The following is a 16,825-nucleotide window of genomic DNA, read 5'->3' as shown; positions in this document are numbered from 1 at the left end:
AGTTCACAACGAGACAATAAGGCCAGAGTATGAACTTTGACCTTATTGCATTTCACGCAGTGGGTCTTTGTGGAATTCGCTGTGCCGGATCATAGAAGAAAGTTTCTTCCGCTATGCATTCACCTTCCCAGCGCTGATAAGCAAGTTCTTCCATTTGCGTGACACTGCCGTCCAGCCATTCAAATCTGAAAATCCAGCGAATAACGACATGATCGCCATTTACCAAGACCGGATGCACGCAGGTAGATGTGACTGACCTCGCGCGTGACATGACGGCATGTTCAGCCGCTACATGCGCCGCACGGCCTATCCTGGGCTTGGCCTGGTTTTCCTGCATGCTTGAATTTTCAGTATAAAACTCTTCACATGCTGCAGCATGTTCGTTCGCTTCAACTTTGGCGATGAAGCGTTTTATTGTGTCTTGACTGGGCATGGACTCGGTCTCTGAAAGATGAGGTTTGGCAGGACTAATAGGCGCGTGAGATTGATTCTGCCACGCATACCGGTTTGTCCTGGCCTTCACGTTCTATCGTGACTTCCCAGGTGAATTGGGCACCATCCTTGATGTCTTCAATTTCCAGTAATTTCAAACGCGCGCGTACCCAGCTGCCGACAGGAACAGGGGAGGGGAAGCGTACTTTATTGAGTCCATAATTGACCCCCATTTTGACGTAAGTAAGTTTGATGGCATTGGCAACCAGCATGGGTAGCAAGGACAAAGTCAAAAAGCCATGTGCAATCGGTCCACCAAATGGGGACTCACGTTTGGCTCTTTCTACATCGATGTGTATCCATTGATGGTCGCCAGTTGCATCAGCAAAAGTGTTCACTCTTTCCTGGCTGATTTCTACCCATTCTGATTGCGCAACTTCCTGGCCTATCAAGTCTTTTAATTCAGCAAGGCTATTAAATTCTCTCATCATGTCTCCTTATTGTTTATTTTTACTCTGGACGACGGCCAAACATGCCCATGCCAGTGATCGTGCAAACCAGCTTGCCTTCCTGGTTATAGGCTTTCCATAAAGTATTGATGACGCCGCGGTCTGGTTTTGAAGTTGACAGTTTGCTGCCTGTGGTTTCGGCTGTGACAGTCAGGGTGTCGCCAGGGCGTACTGGCAGTATCCAGCGTATTTCATCAACACCAGGGGAGCCCATGCTCGATGAATTGGCCAGAAAGCCATCCACCACCATACGCATGATCATGCCGCAGGTATGCCAGCCGCTGGCGATGACGCCGCCAAAGATGGATTGACTGGCCGCTTCTTTATCAACGTGAAATGATTGCGGATCAAATTGCCTGGCGAATGTAATGATTTCTTCTTCCGTTACTACGCGCTGTCCCAGTTCTATGACGGTGCCAGGAACAAAATCTTCAAAATACCAGCGATCTGTTTTGATACTCATAGTGTGTCCTCGTTGTTTCCTTGATGTTTTAAAAGGCAAAAAAAATCCCGAACACAGTCGGGATTTTTCTACAGCAATCAAGCTGCGCTTTTAAAGCCGGGTTGTGCGACAAATCTGGCCAGATGATGATCAGTGTCACCCAGTGTCAGCTCTATCGTGGTCAGGCGTTTAAACATGTGGGCAACCGGCAGTTCATTGGTGACACCCATGCCACCATGCAATTGCACAGCTTGCTGGCCTATGTATTTGGCAGCCTGGCCTATCCTGGCCTTGGCGGCAGATACTGTACGGCGGCGTTCTTCCACATCGTCAGAGGCGATTTTGACTGCAGCCAGTGTCGCCATGGAGCGGGCCTGTTCCATTTCCATGAACATTTCTGCCATGCGATGTTGCAAGACCTGGAATTTGCCGATAGGCACGCCAAATTGCTGGCGTGTTTTCAGATAATCCAGGGTAGCTGCGGTAATTGCTTCCATGATGCCTATGGACTCTGCACACAGCAGGGTAACGCCGTAATCGGCCACCGCATCCAGCAATTCCCAACCGCCATCGACTGTGCTTAACAGAGCATCAGAACCAACTTGCACGTTGTTGAATGTAATATCTGCCGCACGATAACCATCAATGGTACGGTAATCGCGACGGCTGATACCTTCTGCATCGGCGTCAACGATAAACAGGCTGATGCCATTTGTATCGCGTTGCGCGCCGCTGCTGCGTACAGAGACGATCAATTTGTCAGCCTGGGCACCATGCAGCACCACGGTCTTGCTGCCATTGAGTACAAAACCATCGCCGTTTTTGCTGGCAGTGGCGGCAATGTCAAACAGGTCGTGACGTGATTGTCTTTCGCCCAGTGCATTCGCCAGTTTGACTTCGCCGCCAGCGATTTGCTCAAGCACATCTGCATGCTTGCCGGATTTTTTCAAAAACTCTGCACCCATGACAGTAGCAAAGTAGGGCTCGATAACAATGCCGCGTCCCAGTTCCTGCATGATGACCAGCATGTCAATGGCAGAACCATTGAAACCGCCTTGTTCTTCCGGTACTGGTAGGGCCAGTGCGCCCAGTTCTGCCAGACCAGCCCATGCTTTATCGGATATACCTTCAGCCGATTCTATAATTTGCTTGCGCTGTTCAAAGCCATAGTCTTTTTCTACCCAGCGACGCAAGGCATCAGCAAACTGTGTTTGTTCTTGTGTTAAGTTGAAATCCATTTTGCTCTCCTCACAGACCCAGGATCATCTGAGTGATGATATTTTTTTGAATTTCGTTGGAACCACCATAAATGGAAGTTTTGCGGAAATTGAAGTAGTACGGCGCCAAAGGCGCAGCATCATCGTCGCCGACTATGCTATGTTCAGTCTCACCTTCGAGGAAGGCCGGATCAAACGGCAAGCCGTAAGGGCCAACTGCTTCTACCATCAACTCCGTCAGCCTTTGCTGGATTTCTGTTCCCTTGATCTTGAGCAGCGATGCTTCCGGTCCAGGGCGGCCACTGTCTTGTGAAATGACGCGCAGTACGGTAATTTCCAGCGCCATCAATTCCACTTCCAGGCTGGCAACCTTGCTGGCATACACTGCATCGTCAATCAGCGGCAGGCCATTCTTTTGATGTTTGGCGGCGATGCGCTTGAGGAACTGCAATTCACGTTTGGCGCGGCCTACGGCAGCGATGTTCGTGCGCTCATGGCCGAGCAGGTATTTGGCATAAGTCCAGCCCTTGTTCTCTTCGCCTATCAGGTTCTCTACCGGAACTTTGACATTGTCGAAGAAGACTTCATTCACTTCATGTTCTTCGTCGAGCATGATGATCGGGCGTACGGTAATGCCTGGTGTTTTCATATCAATCAGCAGGAAAGAGATGCCTTCCTGCTTGCGTACACCAGTGTCTGTGCGTACCAGGCAGAAAATCATGTCAGCGTGTTGGGCGAGGGTGGTCCAGGTTTTTTGGCCATTGACGATGTAGTGGTCGCCTTCGCGCTCAGCACGGGTTTTCAGGGAAGCAAGGTCTGAGCCTGAGCCTGGTTCTGAGTAACCCTGGCACCACCAGTCTTCGCAACTCAATATGCGCGGCAGGTAATAGTCTTTTTGTGCCTGATTGCCAAAGGCCATGATGACGGGGGCCACCATATTCACGCCAAAGGGCAGGATAGCTGGTGTACCAGCACGTGCACATTCTTCTTCAAAGATATGGCGCTGGGTGGCTGTCCAGCCTGTGCCACCGTATTCTGCTGGCCAGCCTGTGGCTACCCAGCCCTGTTTGGCGAGTATTTTATGCCAGCGAACAAAGTCTTCTCTGGACAGGCGTTTATGATTCAATACTTTTTGCTGCAGGTCTTGTGGAAGATTGGCTTCCAGGTAGGTGCGCACCTGATCCCGAAAGGCAAGGTCTTCTGCCGTGTAATTTAAATCCATGTTGTCTCCTGTTTTATGATGGCCGCAGCAAGCAATTAATAAGAAAGCAGAAAAAAGCACGACCGTTCAAAACTAATTGTACAACGGATTTTCACAAATGTGCCAAGCAAAATTGGCAGCTAGTATTTGCATAGTAAAAACTTGCTAAAGGTGGGCTTAAGGCATTTGCATGGGTAAAAAGGCAATGCCATGCATTTCTACTATCTTGCCCTTGGCCTGACAACCAAAATGCTCATATACAGGAATGGCGCTCAAGGAAGAATTAACAGTGAAACCGCCTGCATGCCCTTGTGCGGCGGCATGCTGACGTGCGCGCTGCCAAAGGATGCTTGCCAGTTTTTGCTTCTGAAATGATGGATTGACGAAAAGATGAAACAGGTGGCTGAGGTCGCGCATGGCAATGAAGCCAGCCAGCGTTTCACCGTGCCACGCAAGGATAAAGTGATAGCGTGCATCAGTAAGATAAGAAAATTCTGCAGATTCTGATACTGACTGCAGAAATAAATCCGCACCACTCCCATCTGGATTGAGACAAAAATCCGGAGCAAATTGTGAGATCAATTGGCTGGTGGCCAGTGCGTCAGTAGTCAAACCATCTCTGAAATGAAAACAAGGGTCTGTTTCAGAGATGGTTTGCTTGTTTTTATAAGCCTGGTTGTCTGCTGTCGTCATATATCCCTACCAAACCAGACAAGTTTCGACGCTTAGTGAAAGTGGGTTGCACCTGGTGTCGGTGCATCATCTGGCATTTCAGTGTGCACCAGATCACTGTCACGGTCTGCAAATAATGGCGTACCGCAATCGTCGCAGAATTCCATGGCAAAAATTTCTTCCAGTTGAAGAATTTCGGTGACACCACATTCCTGCAAAATACCTGGGATTTCACCAGCAAGCTGCTCGTTCTCGTCCAGATTGACAGCAATGATCTGATCTTCTGCCTGATACAGTGGCCAGACCACGCCATAGATCACTTCAGGCGCATCACGCAGGCAAAAGCTGATGCGATATTCGTCAACTTGCCCGGGGTTTTCCTGCTCACCAAAAGACGCGATGATAATCGTGAACTGATCTGCTTCTTTACCCAGGGTTTGACTCAGATAAAACATGGCAGAGCGTATGGTTGCCGGACGTATCCTGATATCAGCTTCGCGGCAGGCGGTGTAATAGGCCTCGGGTAATAAAAGTTCTATGCCACATCCAGGTAGCAGACGCTTGACCGTGGCATCAGTCTGTTGCTGCCATTCAAGCAGGGCATCACTCTTGGCTTGTGCGCAATCATAAGGTGCCTCTATTGTTTGCCACTGGAAGAGCGGGGCACCTTTCTTAACGACAAGGACACCGAGCACATAACGAATGTCAGCCAGGAAGGGAATGGTGTGCGCACGTTCTGCCTCTGCAGGTGCGGGCAGGTTTTTCAACATGGCCAGGCTATGACGTTCCAGCAAGGCATAGGTTTCTACATGACTGCGCGGCAATTGATCGATGGAATACAAACCCGGCAGCAAGCGCAGTTGTGTTTCATCGGCCAGCAAATGCGCATTCAATTGCGTGTGCAGTATGCTCAAGGCTTCTGTGGGAACAGTGCCCGAGGCAATTTCGAAACGTGTCCAGGCCAGTATGGGGGCGGCAATCAACAGGCTGATATAAGACTGCCCCTCATGCTCAAACTGTGTGCATGTGCTGACTGATTCCAGTGTTTCAGTGAGTACCTCATAGCCGTTGGGATGCGTTTGAAACAAGTGTTCAGTCGCCGCCTCCAGCATTTCCTGGTGATGTTGTTTGAGACTCTTTGTGACTAATGCGTCCAGTTTTGCTTGCCAGTCCAGGTCTTCAATACGGCTGGCAGATTGTGCAACTGCAAGCGCAAGATTGGCGACGCGCTGGCTTTCAGCGGCGAGTTTAAGGCGATTTCTTTTTATAGGGCGACGCATACTGAAATAGAGTAGAGGGGGTTAAGCCCATTGTAACGGCAATTTGCTTCACCCCCGGTGAATGAGTTTATTTCTTTGCGTATTGTGTTTTTCCAAACAAAACGTCTCTTGCCTTGTCATTGTCAAGAGGTTTGCGCAAGTCTGCCAATACTTGCACGCCACGTTGTACGGCAGAGCGCTGGCTGATGGTATCGAACCAGCGTTTTGCATTCGGGAATTCTGCCCAGTCTACGCCCTGATTGGCGAATGAACGTGTCCATGGGAAAGTCGCAATATCAGCGATGCCATATTCTTCACCAGCCAGATAAGTGGTTTTTTCCAGTTGTTTGTCGATGACGCCATAGATGCGCTTTGTCTCATTGGTATAGCGGTCAACCGCGTACTCTATCTTTTCAGGCGCATATATTCTGAAATGATGTGCCTGGCCCAGCATGGGGCCAACACTACCCATCTGGAACATCAGCCATTGCAGCGCTTCATATTTTTCCCGATCGGTCTTGCCCAGGAATAAGCCAGTTTTGCCAGCCAGATAAATCAGGATCGCGCCCGATTCAAACAGGGCGATAGGTTTGCCGTCCGGACCATCTGCATCAACGATGGCAGGTATCTTGTTGTTTGGTGAAATCGCCAGGAAATCAGCTTTGAATTGATCGCCAGCACCGATGTCTACCGGAATAACGCGGTAAGGCAGGCCGCATTCTTCCAGCATGATGTGTACTTTGTGTCCGTTTGGTGTCGGCCAGGAATAAACGTCTATCATTGCTTCCCTCTTTAATGGGTTGATGAAAACAGCAAGTATCCATTATGCATAGATTAATGCGTTTGCGCTTTAATCCAAAATAAAAGTGTAAAACCTTCATCTGACGTGTTGCACGAACGGTTTTATATTTCAGCGATATATTTCGGCTTTATACTTGGCACTCGTCAAACACATAGACTATATGAAAAAAACTGCGCTGCCTTCCTTGTTTGCCTTGCATATCGCCGTGTTCTTATTTGGCGCAGCAGGTGTACTGGGCAAGCTGCTGGCGGTCAGTGCGTTATTGCTGGTATTTGGGCGCACCTTGTTTGCGGCCTTATGCTTGTTGCTCGTACTGGCATATCAGCGGCAATTGCATTTTCGCGATGTTTCAAAGAGCATTGTCGCTTGCGGGCTTTTACTGGCCATACACTGGCTGACTTTTTTTGCCTCGCTCAATTTTGCGCCAGTTGCATTTGGTTTGATGGGTTTTGCCAGCTTTCCTTTATTTGTCGCCTTGCTCGAACCCTGGTTTTTTAAAGAAGCAAGAAAAGCGCATGATGCCTGGGCTGCACTATTTGTCGTCATTGGCATGGTAGTTATGGTCAGCGCTACCTCATGGGGGGATGGTGCTGTCTATGCACTGGGCCTGGGGATATTGTCTGGCTTCAGTTTCGCTTTGCTGGCAATGATGAATCGCTGGCAGGGTGCTCAAATGCCACCATTCAAACAGGCATGCCTGCAAAATGGCGTGGCAACTATCTTGCTCTTGCCTTTTGTATTGGTAACTGGCGATCTTGTGGGTAAGAGCATGCAAACCTGGTCTGGCTTGATCTTGCTGGGTGTCGTATTTACTGCTCTGTCCCATGGCTTGTTCATGTTCAGCCTGAGCAAATTATCCACCAGTTTTGCCAGCATTATGACCTCGCTGGAGCCGGTATACGGCATGTTGCTGGCTTATCTGCTCTTGCAAGAAACTCCGGGCATGCATGAGCTGAGCGGCGCTTTCATCATATTGGCTGCTACTGCATATGCCAGCTATCAGCATCAACAGCATTAACTGCTTAGCAGTTTGAGCCAGGAGCTGCATTTACCATTTCACGCTGCTGTTTGTATCTTTTTAGCACTTGTTTTAATTAGATAAAGAAGTAGACAAAATAATCTAGACAAAATTATCTAGACCATATAATCTACATCTTAATCAATTATCTACAAGAGCACGATATGGGCAAAATCATTTCACGTAAACCGACGACTGCAGAACTGGATTTGCTGCGCCTGATGTGGCAACTGGGGCCATCAACTGTCAAGGATGTACATCAGGCAGCGGTGCAGGACAGGCCAGATTTGTCTTATGCCACAGTACTAAGACTCATGCAGGTCATGCATACCAAGGGCTTGCTCAGCAGGGATGAGACCCAGCGCTCACATGTCTATGCCGCAGCCCAGGCACAAGACTCCTTGCAGACCAATCTCTTGAAAGACTTGATTCATAAGGCTTTTTCAGGATCAGCCAAAGACCTGGTGATGGCGGCTTTGCGCGGCCATGTCAGCAAAGAAGAGCGGGAAGAAATTCAAAAATTGCTGAACGAGGACAAGAAATGAGCCAATTTTTCCAACATGCTGCCAATGCACTGGGCTGGGCGCTATTGCATTTTGTCTGGCAAGGCCTGCTGATCGCATTCTTGTTGGCCGTGTTGTTGAGTTTTGTCGCATCTGCTCATGCCAGGACGCGTTACGCCGCTGCGTATATTGCCCTGCTTACTTGTATATCACTTCCGGCCAAAGAATTTTTTCTCAGGATGAGCGAAAAATACACTGGTAAAGAGATATCAGTATTGAATGAAATACCAGTCCAGCTTGGACTTGATTCCTCATCGGTTTGGTTGAATTTATTAAGCTGGCTGGACATACACATGAACGATATCGTGGTCGCATGGATGATATGCGTCGCCGTTCTGGTCATACGTATGTGCATGGGCTTGCTTTGGGTAGCTGCTTATACTCACCCCAAACGCAGCAAAGCCGACACATTCTGGCAGACACGTGTTGATCAGATGAGTCAGCAATTTCATATCCGCAGCCGGGTGATATGCAGAGTAGTTGAGGATTTGGATGGCCCCATTACTGCAGGCATAGTCCGCCCTGTGATTTTGTTGCCTACAGCAATGCTGACAGGCATGCCGGTAAATTTGCTGGAGATGCTGCTGGCACATGAAATGGGTCATATCAAACGTCACGACTATTTATTGAATCTGATTCAGACGGTAATAGAAACTCTGCTGTTTTACCACCCTGCAGTATGGTGGATATCAAAGCAAATCCGCATTGAAAGAGAAGAAATTGCGGATGATATAGCCGCAAGAGTGACAGGTGAACCACGACGCCTTGCTCTTGCACTTTCTGAATTGGCCAACTTCCAATTCACAACACCTCAACTAGCCCAGGCGGCACATGGAGGAAATCTTATGTCTCGTATTAAACGTTTGCTTCAACCTGAAGTAAGGAATGTCAGTGCACGTGGAATTCTCGGTCTGATCGGGGTGGCTGCAACTACCGTAGTATATGCAGGCCAGGCTTTGACTTCTTTGCCTGCTACTGGAGTTACTGAATCGGCGGCGAGTATTCAAACAACTTCAAATGTATCTTTGCCGCAGCAGGTCAATGCGAAATACTTGCAGCAGGAAAAAGTGAGCAATCCCGTTCCCGTTTCTGGTCCTTTTCAAAAACAGGATGCCAAGCTGGCGTTGTTGCAACCTAAGCCAAAATCGATAAACAAGATCCCGGCTAAGTCTGTTTCTGACATTGAAAGCCAGGATGCTGCTGCAGATAAAAGCATGGAAACAATTCAAGATGTCAATAATCTTGATGCAGAAAAAACACCTGAGACAAAGAAACTCGAACAAACTGACGTGGCTATTGCCAAGCCAAAGTTTTCATATGATTTTTCAGCCTGTTACCCAGCATACCCTCGCAGATCCTTGAGAAACAAGCAGACTGGTTCCACCTCTCTGTTATTTAAAGTGGGGGCGGACGGAATCATTGATCGCGTAAGTATAGCTAGTTCCAGTGGGTACAGCGAACTGGACAATGCCGCAACCCATGCCTTTCAGGGATGCAAAGTAAGTCCTATGCAAGTAGACGGAGTGGCTGTCGCAAAGCATGTATCAATTAAATTTATTTGGCGGCTTGAATAAATTTGTTTGTTTTCAGTTTGCGCACGTTTGCAATTGAGTTCGCTATAGAAATTAATTGGGATTAAGGTCAAATGAACGAATTTCTACCTGTCGCCGTAAATGCCTTGGGGCGAGCTTTATTGCATTTCATCTGGCAAGGAAGTCTTGTGGCATTGATACTCGCTTTACTCTTGAGTTTCATTGGCATCAGTCGCATCAGGGCGCGTTATCTCGTCAGCTATTCGGCTTTGATTGTTTGTATGGGTATCTTTGTCCGTGAATTCTGCTTGCACGCTTTTATTTCTTCCTCTGCCAGGATTGCACCGACTCTGAATCAAGCCATTGCCAGTCAGGTGTCGATCTCAAATGATATATCGAGTTTGTCATCCTGGCTGGAAATGCACATGGCTATGATAGTCATTGTATGGCTAAGTTGCGTCATTTTACTGGCTTTGCGCACGTGTGCAGGCTTGTTATGGATAGGTGGTTTTACAGAATCTAATCGCTGCGAAGCACACCCTCTGTGGCAGGCACATGTTAATCGTATGGCTGAGCAGTTTCATATTCAGGGAAAAGTATTACTCAGAGTGGTGGACGATTTACGCAGTCCAATGGTAGTCGGCGTTTTTCATCCTATGGTTTTGATGCCTGCGGCCATGCTGACTGGTATGCCCATTGATTTGCTGAAAATGTTATTGGCACATGAGATGGCGCATATCAAACGCCATGATTATTTGCTGAATTTGATTCAAACCTTCATAGAAATAGTCTTGTTTTACCATCCGGCAGTGTGGTGGATGTCAAAACAAATTCGCAATAGCAGAGAAGAAATTGCGGATGATCTTGCCGCAAGAGTCACAGGCGAACCGCGGCGTCTTGCTCTTGCACTTTCTGAATTGGCCAACTTCCAATTCTCAACCCCTCAACTAGCCCAAGCGGCGCATGGAGGAAATCTTATGTCACGTATCAAACGTCTGGTGAAGCCTGAAGCAAGTAATCTCAACTGGAAGGCCGCGGTTGCTGTTCTTGGAATTTCCGCAAGTTGTCTTACTTTATATGCCCAGGCAACTGCGCCAGTAAATACATTGCCGTCAGTAGCAGCTGTCGCTACGATTGACATTAGCCAGCAGGCAATGGATGCCGCAAAAATGGTAAATGAAAAAAATGGCGATAAAAAACCAATTATAGATTTTAAAGATTGCAGGCCCGCGTACCCAAGAGCCTCAATACGGCGTGAGGAAACAGGCGTTGTGATTGCGTCGACTTTGGTTGCAGCAGATGGAAAAATATTGAAAGCGAAACTGGAAAAGTCCGCAGGTTTTCCTGATCTTGATAATGCCGTGATTACTGCATTGGAAAATTGCAATGTAAAAGCAGTGCCTGGTCAGGTAAATGGCCAGAACACGATGGTATGGACTCAGGTTAGATTTGTCTGGAAATTGAAGTAAGTACCAGGCCCTGCTGGTGGAGATGCGTCTGCCACCAGCTTTCAATTAAAAATAGTAAAGATAATAATCAATAAATATGACGCTTCGCCACTTCAGGTTTTTTCTTTTTGCATTGATTTCCATAAATGCAGAAGCTGGCACATTGCCTGCCTACCCCTTTATCCACGTCAATGGAAGTGCCACGATTACTTTGCCGGCCAATATTGCCGAAATAGATTTTGAGCTAACGTCTTTGGCGGCGGGCGCAGATGAAACGCTGACACTGCTAAATACACAGTCCAGTGAGGTGCTGGAATTTTTGTCAGTTTGTCGCCGCAGATATTGAAGCCCATGACACTAAAAAGCTGGTCAGTGGTGATGAAATGCGGGCAAACGACACTAACTTGCAAAGGCATCGCCTGATCAGAACCTTCCATATCTATGTCAGGAATCTGGAACAATGGAATGCCATGACGCAATTTCTGCTTTCCAGACCGTATCTGGGTAATTTTTCTGTACGATTTGGGCGTAGCGACTATGCCCAAATTGAACGTCAATTGACATACAGGGCTGCAGAGAATGCCAGAGAAAGGGCGAAGGAATTGGCAGGTGGCTTCTCTGTTAAATTGATGGGCCCAACAGCAGTGTCAGAGCAGGCATTGAGCCGGATAGACAGTGAGCTTGGTCTGGATGGCGCCAGGATTTCGCAAACGAATGCCAGTACGAACGACAAACCTACCATGAGCGATCTGTCTTTGCCTGGTGCACTGATGTACAAAAAAACTGTTAATGTGATTTTCCGTACTAAATAAATCAAGGGTATATGGTCGTGCGCAATTCATGCAACTATCGAATTGCGCACGGACTTCATCCGCATTTATTTGTTCAGGAACGGGTAATCGGCAAGCCTAAATCTTCAGTGAGACTGATGTGTTTGGCAAGCTCCAGCTTGGCAATCGCATTTCTGTGCACTTCATCCGGGCCATCTGCCAGGCGTAAAGTACGGTTGCCTGCCCATTGCGCCGCCAGCGGGAAATCGCCAGAAACGCCACCAGCGCCGTGTGCTTGTATGGCCCAGTCCAGCACTTGCTGGGTGACGTTCGGCGCCAATACTTTGATCATGGCGATTTCTGCCTGCGCATGCTTGTTGCCTACGGTATCCATCATATAAGCCGCCTTCAGGGTCAGCAGACGTGCTGTGTCGATTTGTATTCGCGATTCTGCAATGCGTTCACGCCATATACTTTGTTCAGAAATTTTCTTGCCAAAAGCAGTGCGGCTATTCAGACGCTTGCACATCAATTCCAGTGCGCGTTCTGCGACACCGATGGCGCGCATGCAGTGATGGATGCGACCAGGACCAAGACGCCCCTGGGCAATTTCAAAACCACGGCCTTCACCCAAAAGAATATTCGATGCAGGCACACGCACGTTTTCAAACAGGATTTCACAATGGCCATGGGGTGCATCATCGTAACCAAACACGGGAAGAGGGCGAACAACTGTAATGCCGGGCGTTTTAGCATCCACCAATATCATTGATTGCCGTGAGTGACGGGCGGCATTGAAATCTGTCTTGCCCATCAATATATACACTGCACAACGCGGATCACCGGCACCGGATATCCACCACTTATGACCATTGATGACATAGTCATCTCCATCGCGGTCTATGCGGGTTTCTATATTGGTAGCGTCAGATGAAGCAACTCCAGGTTCGGTCATCGCAAAGGCTGAACGAATTTCACCGCGCAAGAGTGGTTCCAGCCATTGTTTCTTGTGCTCTTCGCTGCCATAGCGCTCTATGGTTTCCATATTGCCGGTATCCGGAGCGGAGCAATTGAATACTTCTGGTGCCCAGCTTACACGGCCCATAATTTCGCATAGTGGTGCGTAATCCAGATTCGACAAGCCTTCTGGCGCGCGTACTGATTTTGGCAAGAATAAATTCCACAAGCCTAGTGCACGTGCTTTGGGTTTTAAATCTTCAATGATCTGGGTAGCTATCCAGCGATTGCCTTTTTCCAGACCATTGCGGTCAATTTCTTCTTTATAGGCTTTTTCATTGGGATAGATATGCTCATCCATGAAACGCAGGAGCCTGCCTTGCAAGTCTTTACAGCGATCTGAGTATTCGAATTCCATGTTGTCTCCAATGATATTGTCGTTTTTTCGCTGCTTTGGAACTGAGAGAATGTGCTGTCTGAATAAATGATTACTTTTTAGCGTAGCTCCAGCCCAGTTCAGCCATGGGGCGGGCCGCTTCGCCAGATTTTTTGGCCTGGGCGCTGGACGCTGTGCCGTCGACATAGCGTTTCATAATGCCTTGCAAAATCCCAGCCATGCGAAACAGGTTATAAGCCAGGTAGAAATTGAAGTCTTCCTGACGAATTGTTTTACCAGTGCGCTCGCAATATTTGGCAATGTACTCCTGCTCATTGGGGATGCCCAATGCCTTGTGATCAAGACCAGCGATGCCACGGAACTGACCGGGGGTTACATGCCAGCTCATGCAGTGGTAAGAGAAGTCAGCCAGAGGGTGGCCGAGAGTCGATAGCTCCCAATCCAGTATCGCCATGATGCGTGGCTCAGTTGGGTGGAACATCATATTATCCAGGCGGTAATCGCCATGCACGATACTGGTGTCGTCGCCAGGCGGGATATTGTGCGGCAACCATTCAATAAGCTTATCCATGGCTTCGATTTTTTCGGTCTCGGAAGCACGATATTGTTTGGTCCAGCGATCTATCTGGCGAGCAAAATAATTACCTGGTTTGCCGTAGTCGGCCAGACCAATAGCGGCATAGTCGATGGTATGCAATTGCGCGATGACGCGATTCATTTCGTCGTAGATTTCACCACGTTGAACTGGCGTCATGCCGGGCAGGGATTGATCCCACAGCACGCGGCCGTCGACAAATTCCATGATGTAGAAGGCGCGGCCTATAACATCCTCATCCGCACACAAGGCATATTGGCGCGCTGCCGGGAAGCCTGCCTTGTTCAAGGCATTCATGACCTTGAATTCACGTTCTATGGCATGGGCAGAAGGCAGCAGTTTCGCGACTGGGCCAGGTTTGGCGCGCATGACATAGCGCTGGTCGCCTGCACTGAGTTTGAAAGTAGGGTTGGACTGCCCACCCTTGAATTGCTCCACGACCAGCTTGTCTGCCAGTGCAGCGTCGAAACCTTCCACATGCTGACGCATATAGTCTGCCAGTGCCGCCACATCAAATTTTTGACGCTCTGCTACCGGCATGGTGCCCATGAATTCTTCAAACATCGGTGTCTCCCAATTGTTTCAGTTTTTGTATGATCTTACTCCTGGCACAGGTGAATGTGCTGGGTGAGCTGAAACTATTCTAACTCAAATAATAGAACGTTCGTACTATTATTTGAGTCGTATTTGTCCATCCCATTGATACCGTTATATTATCTGGAGATGAATTTTACATAAGTGGAAACGAGTAATGGGAATACGTGTTCAGTACCAGTTGGTTGGAGCCGATGGGTTTCGGGAGTGCTTTCTCGCAGACATCAAGAAATTTTCAGAAGAAATTTTTCCAATTATGGAAGAGTGGCCAGACGATTTCCCTAAAATGTTTAAAGAAAAAGTATTGGACATCGTCGAAAGAGGCGCCGCTGCGCTCATTACTTCGAATATCGAAGAAGCAGAGCTCATCGATGAGATTGTTTTCGAGTATTGGGACCTACTTCATAACGAGCAAAATGAATATATCAGCTCGCCTATAAAACATTACAATTATCCAGGTGCGCTTTCAGAGGTGTCGCCTAATTGTTCTAATCCTGCATCTGATTACTATCAAATGCTTTTGTTTGAAGGGCGCACTGTAGTTGCATGCCCAGACTATTCTTTCAAGTCACCGGACGGAATATTTTGCTTGTCCTGGCTTTACCCTCACGAAATTATCGAGTTGAAAACCGAGATTAATTCTTTTGAAGGAATTTTGAATGGTGATGAAAACGCTGTCCTTGCAGTTGATTTACTACTGCGTGCTTTAACAAAAGCCGAGCAAAGTCGTTGCAGCCTTTTAGTCACAATAGCTTAATGGCAGCAATATTTGCATATGCGTGTATTAAAGTAGTTTCAGTGCTTCAATTGCGACACTCAAAGACTCGCCCATGACGGTTTTTTGATAATACGCGCTATATAAAAAAACGAGACTTTTAAGCGGCTTGTTGTTGAGTCTGGTTCAATACTGCAGACTTGTATTTCCCTTACAAATCTACCCTGCAAGGAAATGTACATGCTCAGAAATATCATCGTCGTTTTCACTATTTTTCTGATCACATCTATGCCAGTGAAAGCAGCCCCTGGTTATGTGATTATTGATGCCAGTAAACCCAATGTGACATCGTATACATCAATACCCAAGTCCCTGACTGACGTTGATCTTGATAAATTAAGCGGACAAGTCAGTGCACAGGCTGGGGTCGGCATGGAAACATGGGAGTCCTTCAAAAACAATTTACATTTGCTCGTAGAAGCTAAAATAAAAAAGAATGAATATCCCGAACTGATCATAAAAGAAGGGCTAGCCGACTTTCTTGAAAAGTTTGAGGGTATTCCATTGGGCTTGACATGGAATGGCGGGATAGCTCTTACGTACAATGATTACATACATGCGAAAAGAACTTATCAGCAATACTTGGAAAAGCCGGATTCTGTTGCCAGGATAAGCGAAAGAAACCGCGATCCCGTGCATCCTGCTAATCACTTGAAAGTGCTGGTATCAAATATGAGCAAATAAGTTCAAATAAGCAAAAATAGATCAAATAAGCAAAAATAGATCAGTGGCCTACGCCAGTTTGATGCCTGCCTAGGCAAGCCATAAAACAAACAACTTTGTTCAAAGCAAGTTCAATACCCCATCCAACCCGACAAAATTCAGGGCCACATCGGCCTGTGCACGCACCACAGGCTTGGCCCTGAATGCGACTGACAAGCCAGAAATTTTCATCATCTTCAAGTCATTCGCACCGTCACCCATGACGATGGCCTGGCTGGTGGGAATGTCCATCTCATTACAGATGCGTTCCACGGTTCTTTGCTTTTCATCAGCATCGACAATGGTGCCTATGACTTTGCCAGTCAATTTGCCGTCCTGAATTTCAAGCACATTGGAGTGGGTGTAGTCCAGATTCAGGCGTGACTTCATGCGGTCGGTGAAGAAAGTAAAGCCGCCGGACACCAGCAAAGTCTTGAGACCGGCTCGCTGTATGGTCTTCAGCATCTGCTCTGCACCTAAGGATAATTGCAGGCGTTCGTCGTAGACGCGTTGCAAGGCGCCAGCATCCAGGCCTTTAAGCAGGGCAACGCGGCGTTGCAAGCTTTCTTGGAATTCGAGTTCACCGCGCATGGCTGCCTCGGTGATTTCTGCCACCTGTGGTTTCAGTCCCTGCATATCGGCGATTTCATCTATGCATTCTATGGTGATCAGGGTCGAGTCCATGTCCATGGCGACCAGCTTGAAATCTGCCATGGCAAGTTGCTTGTCCAGAGCCGTGATATCCAGTTGGGCAGTGAAGCAGCGTTCGCGTATTTCATTCAAGACTTGCTTATCACATTCGGCATTTTCGAGGCGCACTGCCTGGGCATTCAATGGCACCAGTTTTGCCCTGGTCTGGCTGGCTATATCGTGAATGAGTGCAGTGTTATTGCTGAGCGTATTGTTCAGGCCTTGTATGGTCAAATGCATGGTGGTCTCT

The 16,825-nt window shown here is 47.9% G+C and carries 18 protein-coding genes; 7 read left to right on the top strand and 11 right to left on the bottom strand.

Annotated elements, in window-relative coordinates:
- Positions 1 to 52 precede the first annotated feature (52 nt).
- From DFR42_RS03840 to DFR42_RS03805, 8 genes are all read right to left on the bottom strand, one after another.
- Positions 53 to 433: a nuclear transport factor 2-like protein gene (locus DFR42_RS03840; RefSeq protein ID WP_110253597.1), complete on the bottom strand. Its 381-nt coding sequence runs from the start codon at positions 431 to 433 to the stop codon at positions 53 to 55.
- Between the two features lie 34 nt (positions 434 to 467).
- Positions 468 to 920, bottom strand: coding sequence for a MaoC family dehydratase (locus DFR42_RS03835; protein WP_110253596.1), 453 nt, complete (start codon positions 918 to 920; stop codon positions 468 to 470).
- A gap of 22 nt (positions 921 to 942) precedes the next feature.
- Complete coding sequence (locus tag DFR42_RS03830) at positions 943 to 1,404, bottom strand: MaoC family dehydratase (protein WP_110253595.1); 462 nt, start codon at positions 1,402 to 1,404, stop codon at positions 943 to 945.
- Positions 1,405 to 1,481: 77 nt separating this feature from the next.
- The gene (locus DFR42_RS03825; protein WP_110253594.1) at positions 1,482 to 2,621 is read right to left on the bottom strand and encodes an acyl-CoA dehydrogenase family protein; all 1,140 of its coding nucleotides are present in this window, start codon (positions 2,619 to 2,621) and stop codon (positions 1,482 to 1,484) included.
- 10 nt (positions 2,622 to 2,631) lie between these two features.
- Positions 2,632 to 3,822, bottom strand: a complete 1,191-nt coding sequence (locus DFR42_RS03820) for an acyl-CoA dehydrogenase family protein (RefSeq protein ID WP_110253593.1) — start codon at positions 3,820 to 3,822, stop codon at positions 2,632 to 2,634.
- A gap of 156 nt (positions 3,823 to 3,978) precedes the next feature.
- Entirely contained in the window at positions 3,979 to 4,494 is a 516-nt protein-coding gene (locus DFR42_RS03815; protein WP_110253592.1) for a GNAT family N-acetyltransferase, read from the bottom strand.
- A gap of 32 nt (positions 4,495 to 4,526) precedes the next feature.
- Complete coding sequence (locus DFR42_RS03810; RefSeq protein ID WP_110253591.1) at positions 4,527 to 5,753, bottom strand: DUF2863 family protein; 1,227 nt, start codon at positions 5,751 to 5,753, stop codon at positions 4,527 to 4,529.
- A gap of 67 nt (positions 5,754 to 5,820) precedes the next feature.
- The gene (locus DFR42_RS03805; RefSeq protein WP_110253590.1) at positions 5,821 to 6,513 is read right to left on the bottom strand and encodes a glutathione binding-like protein; all 693 of its coding nucleotides are present in this window, start codon (positions 6,511 to 6,513) and stop codon (positions 5,821 to 5,823) included.
- A 181-nt stretch (positions 6,514 to 6,694) separates the two neighbouring features.
- Between DFR42_RS03805 and DFR42_RS03800 the strand changes: the two genes are divergently transcribed.
- From DFR42_RS03800 to DFR42_RS03775, 5 genes are all read left to right on the top strand, one after another.
- Entirely contained in the window at positions 6,695 to 7,552 is an 858-nt protein-coding gene (locus DFR42_RS03800; RefSeq protein WP_110253589.1) for a DMT family transporter, read from the top strand.
- Between the two features lie 164 nt (positions 7,553 to 7,716).
- Positions 7,717 to 8,097 (top strand): BlaI/MecI/CopY family transcriptional regulator, encoded by a 381-nt coding sequence (locus tag DFR42_RS03795; protein WP_110253588.1) that lies wholly within the window; start codon positions 7,717 to 7,719, stop codon positions 8,095 to 8,097.
- Positions 8,094 to 9,689, top strand: a complete 1,596-nt coding sequence (locus DFR42_RS03790) for a M56 family metallopeptidase (RefSeq protein WP_110253587.1) — start codon at positions 8,094 to 8,096, stop codon at positions 9,687 to 9,689. The genes DFR42_RS03795 and DFR42_RS03790 overlap by 4 nt, the downstream gene beginning before the upstream one ends.
- A 71-nt stretch (positions 9,690 to 9,760) precedes the next feature.
- Positions 9,761 to 11,116 carry a M56 family metallopeptidase gene (locus DFR42_RS03785; protein WP_110253586.1) on the top strand — a complete coding sequence of 452 codons (1,356 nt, stop codon included), beginning with the start codon at positions 9,761 to 9,763 and terminating at the stop codon, positions 11,114 to 11,116.
- Between the two features lie 281 nt (positions 11,117 to 11,397).
- A complete protein-coding gene (locus DFR42_RS03775; RefSeq protein ID WP_146218781.1) occupies positions 11,398 to 11,907 on the top strand; it encodes an SIMPL domain-containing protein in 510 nt (169 codons plus the stop codon).
- 73 nt (positions 11,908 to 11,980) lie between these two features.
- Here the strand turns inward: DFR42_RS03775 and DFR42_RS03770 are convergent, their stop codons facing one another.
- On the bottom strand, positions 11,981 to 13,240 hold the full coding sequence (locus DFR42_RS03770) for an acyl-CoA dehydrogenase family protein (RefSeq protein WP_110253583.1): 1,260 nt from the start codon (positions 13,238 to 13,240) through the stop codon (positions 11,981 to 11,983).
- Positions 13,241 to 13,310: 70 nt separating this feature from the next.
- Positions 13,311 to 14,378 (bottom strand): phosphotransferase family protein, encoded by a 1,068-nt coding sequence (locus tag DFR42_RS03765; protein WP_110253582.1) that lies wholly within the window; start codon positions 14,376 to 14,378, stop codon positions 13,311 to 13,313.
- A 187-nt stretch (positions 14,379 to 14,565) separates the two neighbouring features.
- On the opposite strand from DFR42_RS03765, the gene DFR42_RS03760 reads away from it, so the two are divergent.
- Positions 14,566 to 15,165: a hypothetical protein gene (locus DFR42_RS03760; protein ID WP_110253581.1), complete on the top strand. Its 600-nt coding sequence runs from the start codon at positions 14,566 to 14,568 to the stop codon at positions 15,163 to 15,165.
- 198 nt (positions 15,166 to 15,363) lie between these two features.
- On the top strand, positions 15,364 to 15,867 hold the full coding sequence (locus tag DFR42_RS03755) for a hypothetical protein (protein ID WP_110253580.1): 504 nt from the start codon (positions 15,364 to 15,366) through the stop codon (positions 15,865 to 15,867).
- A gap of 99 nt (positions 15,868 to 15,966) precedes the next feature.
- Here the strand turns inward: DFR42_RS03755 and serB are convergent, their stop codons facing one another.
- A complete protein-coding gene (gene serB, locus DFR42_RS03750; protein WP_110253579.1) occupies positions 15,967 to 16,815 on the bottom strand; it encodes a phosphoserine phosphatase SerB in 849 nt (282 codons plus the stop codon).
- Positions 16,816 to 16,825 lie beyond the last annotated feature (10 nt).

The organism is Undibacterium pigrum (assembly GCF_003201815.1).
GTDB lineage: Bacteria > Pseudomonadota > Gammaproteobacteria > Burkholderiales > Burkholderiaceae_D > Undibacterium > Undibacterium pigrum.
The sequence above is the reverse complement of the archived record's forward strand: the minus strand, read 5'-3'. Positions and strand labels throughout refer to the sequence as shown.

Excerpts from the sequence above, each read along its gene's own strand:
- DFR42_RS03810 (WP_110253591.1), bottom strand. The coding sequence starts at position 5,753 with ATGCGTCGCCCTATAAAAAGAAATCGCCTTAAACTCGCCGCTGAAAGC.
- DFR42_RS03840 (WP_110253597.1), bottom strand. The coding sequence starts at position 433 with ATGCCCAGTCAAGACACAATAAAACGCTTCATCGCCAAAGTTGAAGCG.
- DFR42_RS03830 (WP_110253595.1), bottom strand. The coding sequence starts at position 1,404 with ATGAGTATCAAAACAGATCGCTGGTATTTTGAAGATTTTGTTCCTGGC.
- DFR42_RS03820 (WP_110253593.1), bottom strand. The coding sequence starts at position 3,822 with ATGGATTTAAATTACACGGCAGAAGACCTTGCCTTTCGGGATCAGGTG.
- DFR42_RS03800 (WP_110253589.1), top strand. The coding sequence starts at position 6,695 with ATGAAAAAAACTGCGCTGCCTTCCTTGTTTGCCTTGCATATCGCCGTG.
- DFR42_RS03755 (WP_110253580.1), top strand. The coding sequence starts at position 15,364 with ATGCTCAGAAATATCATCGTCGTTTTCACTATTTTTCTGATCACATCT.
- DFR42_RS03785 (WP_110253586.1), top strand. The coding sequence starts at position 9,761 with ATGAACGAATTTCTACCTGTCGCCGTAAATGCCTTGGGGCGAGCTTTA.
- DFR42_RS03835 (WP_110253596.1), bottom strand. The coding sequence starts at position 920 with ATGAGAGAATTTAATAGCCTTGCTGAATTAAAAGACTTGATAGGCCAG.
- DFR42_RS03795 (WP_110253588.1), top strand. The coding sequence starts at position 7,717 with ATGGGCAAAATCATTTCACGTAAACCGACGACTGCAGAACTGGATTTG.
- serB (WP_110253579.1), bottom strand. The coding sequence starts at position 16,815 with ATGCATTTGACCATACAAGGCCTGAACAATACGCTCAGCAATAACACT.
- DFR42_RS03790 (WP_110253587.1), top strand. The coding sequence starts at position 8,094 with ATGAGCCAATTTTTCCAACATGCTGCCAATGCACTGGGCTGGGCGCTA.
- DFR42_RS03760 (WP_110253581.1), top strand. The coding sequence starts at position 14,566 with ATGGGAATACGTGTTCAGTACCAGTTGGTTGGAGCCGATGGGTTTCGG.
- DFR42_RS03770 (WP_110253583.1), bottom strand. The coding sequence starts at position 13,240 with ATGGAATTCGAATACTCAGATCGCTGTAAAGACTTGCAAGGCAGGCTC.
- DFR42_RS03815 (WP_110253592.1), bottom strand. The coding sequence starts at position 4,494 with ATGACGACAGCAGACAACCAGGCTTATAAAAACAAGCAAACCATCTCT.
- DFR42_RS03805 (WP_110253590.1), bottom strand. The coding sequence starts at position 6,513 with ATGATAGACGTTTATTCCTGGCCGACACCAAACGGACACAAAGTACAC.
- DFR42_RS03765 (WP_110253582.1), bottom strand. The coding sequence starts at position 14,378 with ATGTTTGAAGAATTCATGGGCACCATGCCGGTAGCAGAGCGTCAAAAA.
- DFR42_RS03825 (WP_110253594.1), bottom strand. The coding sequence starts at position 2,621 with ATGGATTTCAACTTAACACAAGAACAAACACAGTTTGCTGATGCCTTG.